Raw genomic sequence first — 4,306 nt, forward strand, 5'->3', positions numbered from 1 at the left:
GGTGGGGGGTGGGCCTCGGGTTGGGGTTGTGGAGCCGGTGGCTGTGGTGGGGGTGGCTGGGCGGTTTCCGGGGGCGGAGACGCTGGAGGGGTTCTGGGAGAACCTTGTCGGTGGGGTGGAGAGTGTGCGGCGGGGGATGCCGGACACGGGGGACGGGATCGTGGCGGTCTCGGGTGTGCTGGAGCATGTGGAGGCGTTCGACGCGAAGTTCTTCGGGTTGAGCGATCGTGAGGCCGAGTTGATGGAGCCGGCGCAGCGGTTGTTCCTCGAGGTGTGTCATCAGGCGCTGGAGCACGGTGGGTACGCCGGTACGTCGTCCCGCGTCGGCGTGTTCGCCGGCTCCGGGATGAACCTGTACAACCGCCAGCACCAGTCCCGCGACTCGATCGCCACCCGGGTCGCGTACCGGCTCGGCCTGACCGGCCCGGCGATCGGCGTACAGTCGGCGTCCTCGTCGTCGCTCGTCGCCGTCCATCTCGCCTGCCAGGCGCTGAGGTCGGGGGACGCGGACCTCGCCCTGGCCGGTGCCGCCGCCGTACAGGTGCCGCAGGCAACGACTTATCACCCGGCGCCCGACTCGATCCTGTCGCCGAGCGGTCACGTGCGCGCGTTCGCGGCGGACGCCGACGGCACGGTCGGTGGCAACGGTGTCGCCGCCGTACTGCTGAAGCGTCTCGACCAGGCCCTCACCGACGGGGACACGGTGTACGCCGTGATCCGCGGCACGGCCGTGAGCAACACCGACGGCAACCAGGTCGAGCTGGTCGAGCGCGCGCTGCAGCGGGCCGGGTTCGACGCGGACTCGGTCAGCTACATCGAGGCGAACGGGATCGGCAGCCCGGCCGCGGACGCCGCCGAGGTGAAGGCGCTGACGACCGCGCTGCGCCGGCACACCGACAAGGTCGGGTTCTGCACGCTCGGGTCGGTGAAGCCGAACATCGGCCACCTGGACAGCGCCGCGGGCATGGCCGGCCTGATCAAGACGATCCTGATGCTGCAGCACCGGACCCTGGTGCCGACCATCAACCACGCCGAGCCGAACCAGGCGCTCGCGCTCGACGGCAGCCCGTTCGTGATCGGTACCGACGTCCGCGAGTGGACCGTACCGTTGCAGTCCGGCGGTACGACGCTGCGCGCTGGCGTCAGCGCGCTGGACCCGAGTGGCACCAACGCGCACGTGATTCTCGAGGAGGCGCCGCGCCAGATCCGCCGCGGCGACGACGGCCCCGTCGTACTGCCGTTGTCCGCCCCGGACCCGGACGCGCTCGCCGATCTCGTCCAGCTGTACCGGACGGATCTCGACCACGGCACGGGCCATCGCCTGATCGATCTTGCCGGTACGGCGGCCCTCGGGCGGCCCGCGCACCGGTACCGGATCGCCGTCGCGGGTGGTACCGAGCGGGAGCTGCTCAGCGCGCTCGGCTCCGCGCAGGCGACCGAAGTACCGCGGGGTGGGCCTGGTCCGCTCGGGTACGCGTTCACCGGGCAGGGGGCGGCGCGGCGCGGGATGGCCGCGGGGCTGGCGGCGCGGTTCCCGGTGTTCCGGTCGGTCCTCGACGAGTGCGACCGGGTGTACCACGAGGAGACCGGCGGCAGCCTGAACGAGCTGCTCCTCACCCCGGCCGCCGGCACGGAAGGCGTCTGGCCGACCGAGACGGCACAGCCCGCGCTGTTCGCGTTCGAGGTCGCGCTGGCTCGGTTGTGGCAGTCGTTCGGCGTACAGCCTGCGCTGGTCGTGGGACACAGCGTCGGGGAGTACGCCGCGTTGTGCGTCGCGGGCGCGTTGTCCGTCGCGGACGGCGTACGGCTGACCGCCAAGCGCGGCGAGCTGATGCAGCGCGGAACGGTGCCGGGGGCAATGGTCGCCGTACGGGCGGATGCCGACCGGGTCCGCGAGATCGCCCGGACCGCCGGCGTGGAAGTTGCCGCAGGCAACGGGCCGCAGTCGTTCGTACTGACCGGGTCGGAGGTGATCGTCGGGCAGCTCGCGGCGCAGCTGGACGATCTGCAGGTCACGTGGCAGCGGCTGGACGTGGATCGGGCGTTCCACAGTTCGTTGGTGGACCCAATACTGTCGGACTTCGCCGAGATCGTCCGCGAGATCACGCTGAAGCCGCTGCGGACGCCGATGGTGTCGAGCTGGTCGGGTGATCTGCTCGAGTCCGGGACGGTGCTCGACAGCGACTACCTGGTCGGGCAGCTGCGGCAGCCGGTGCTGTTCGGGGACGCCGTCGAGGCGGTCACCGCGGCCGGGTGCCGGCGGTTCCTGGAGCTTGGGCCGGACGCCGTACTGAGCCCCGCCGGGCGCCGGATCGCGCCGAACAGCACGTGGATCCCGGCGCAGCGCCTCGGGCAGGACCCGGTGCTCGCGACGATGAACGGACTCGCGGAGCTGTACGAGCAGGGTACGGAGATCGCGTGGGCCAAGGTGTACGCCGACAGCGGTCGCGTGCCGTTGCCGACGTACCCGTTCCGTCGCGTGCACCACCCGGTCGACCCGTCGGTGACGGTGCTCGCCGGTCCCGGTACGGCGGTTGCCGGGGGCAACGGTGCGCCGCGGCTGAACGCGTTCGAGCGGGCGGCGCGGGCGCAGTCGGTGGTGTTCGAGCCGCCGTCGAGTGCTGCGGTGAAGCGGATCCCGCTGGATCCGCCGGTGGAGCCGGAGCCGGTCGAGGCCGAGCCCGCGGAGGCCGAGGGTGAGCGGTCGCCGTTCGCGCTGCCTGCTGAGACGCATGCGATCGACGCGGACTATCTGGCGCAGGCCGGGTCGCTTCCGGGCGACGAGATGTCGGCGGAGCGGTACCGGGAGTCGCTGGACGTCGTACTCGATCTGACCTGTGAGGTGCACGGGCTGGATCCGTATGACCTGACTGTGGATCACACGTTCGCGGAACTCGGCGCTACGCCGGCGTCGATGGCGCCGGTGATCGACGAACTCCACAGCCGCTTCGAGGCTGAGCTGACGCCGGACGATCTGTTCCTGACGTACACGACGCCGCATAAGTTGGCTACGGCGGTTGCGGTACAGACGGCCGAACCGGACGTCGTACCGGAGGTTGCCGAGGGTTCTTCGGCTGACGGTGGACCAGGTGGGATGGTCGAGGGCGCTGGGGTCGACGGGGCTGAAGGTTACGACGCCCGGGTTGGTGAGGCGCAGACCGACGCTGCGGATGGTGCTGGGGTTCATGGTGGGGAGGCGTCGGCGCGGGATCCGCGGGCGGCGTTGGCGGTGCTGGGGTCGGGGCTTGCGGAGCTGGCGGCGAAGGTCGACGAGGCTGCGGCGGCGACCGGGGCGGCCGAGCTTCCCGGGAGCGGGATGGCCGCGCTGATGTCGCAGCAGCTCCGGGTCGCGGGCCAGCTGGTTGACGGTGTCACCAGGTTGATGCGCGAACAGCTGGCTCTGCTGACCGAGCCGTCCACGGACGAGAACCAGCCCGAGCTCAACCCAACCGCAACCACAGCAGGCGCCGACGAGGCAACCACCGTGGAATCAGCCGAAGGTACGCGTGGTGCGACCGCCGGGCGTGCGGGCGACGAGTCCGCCGAGGGTAGGCGCGACGCGACCGTCGGGGATGCGGGCCAGGAGCCCGCCGTACGTGCAGGCGGCGCGACCTCCGAAGGTCCGGGCGAGCTGACTGGCGGAGATGCGGATGTGCTCACCGGCGGGGGTACGCACGAGGGGACCAGCCGGAGTGCGGATGCGCTGACCGGTAAAGATGCGGGCGAGGTGACCGCCTCGGGTGCGGATGCGCTGACCGTGGGTGAGGGATCCGGCGTAGGTGTGGGCCGCGAATCTGCCGGGCGTGCGGGTGGCGCGACTTCCGAAGGTGTGCGCGAGGTAGCCGCCGCAGGTGCGGGCAACGAATCTGCCGCAGGTGCGGGCGGCGGGACCTCCAGGGGTTCCAGCGAGGCGAGCGCCGGGGGTGTGCGCGAGGAATCTGTTGACGGTGTAGGCAAGCTAGCCGCCGAACGTGCAGACGAGGAATCTGCCGGGGGTGCGGGCAGCGCGACCGCCGGGGCTGTGCGCGAGGTATCCGCCGGGGGTGCCGGCGACAGATCTGCCGAAGATGTGGGGCAGGTTGTGTCCGGTGGCGCGTCCGGTGGGGGTGGCGTTCACCTGCGGTCGGTTGAGGGTGGTGCGCGCAAGCAGTTCGTCGAAGAGGGTGCGCGCAAGCAGTTCGTTGAGGGTGGCGGGCGCAAGCAGTCCGTTGAGGGGGGTGCGCGCAAGCAGTCTGTTGAGGGTGGTGCGCGCAAGCAGTCTGTTGAGGGTGGGGCGGGTGCGCAGGTCGGGGGTGCTCGGCAGGCG

General features: G+C 71.3%; 1 protein-coding gene. It reads left to right on the top strand.

Features of this window, described 5'->3' with window-relative positions; genetic code table 11:
- Nucleotides 1-28 precede the first annotated feature (28 nt).
- On the top strand, nt 29-4,306 hold a 4,278-nt coding region (locus VFF46_RS29410), incomplete at its 3' end, for a type I polyketide synthase (RefSeq protein ID WP_325040478.1).

This window comes from Kribbella sp., assembly GCF_035655035.1.
Classification (GTDB): Bacteria; Actinomycetota; Actinomycetes; order Propionibacteriales; family Kribbellaceae; genus Kribbella.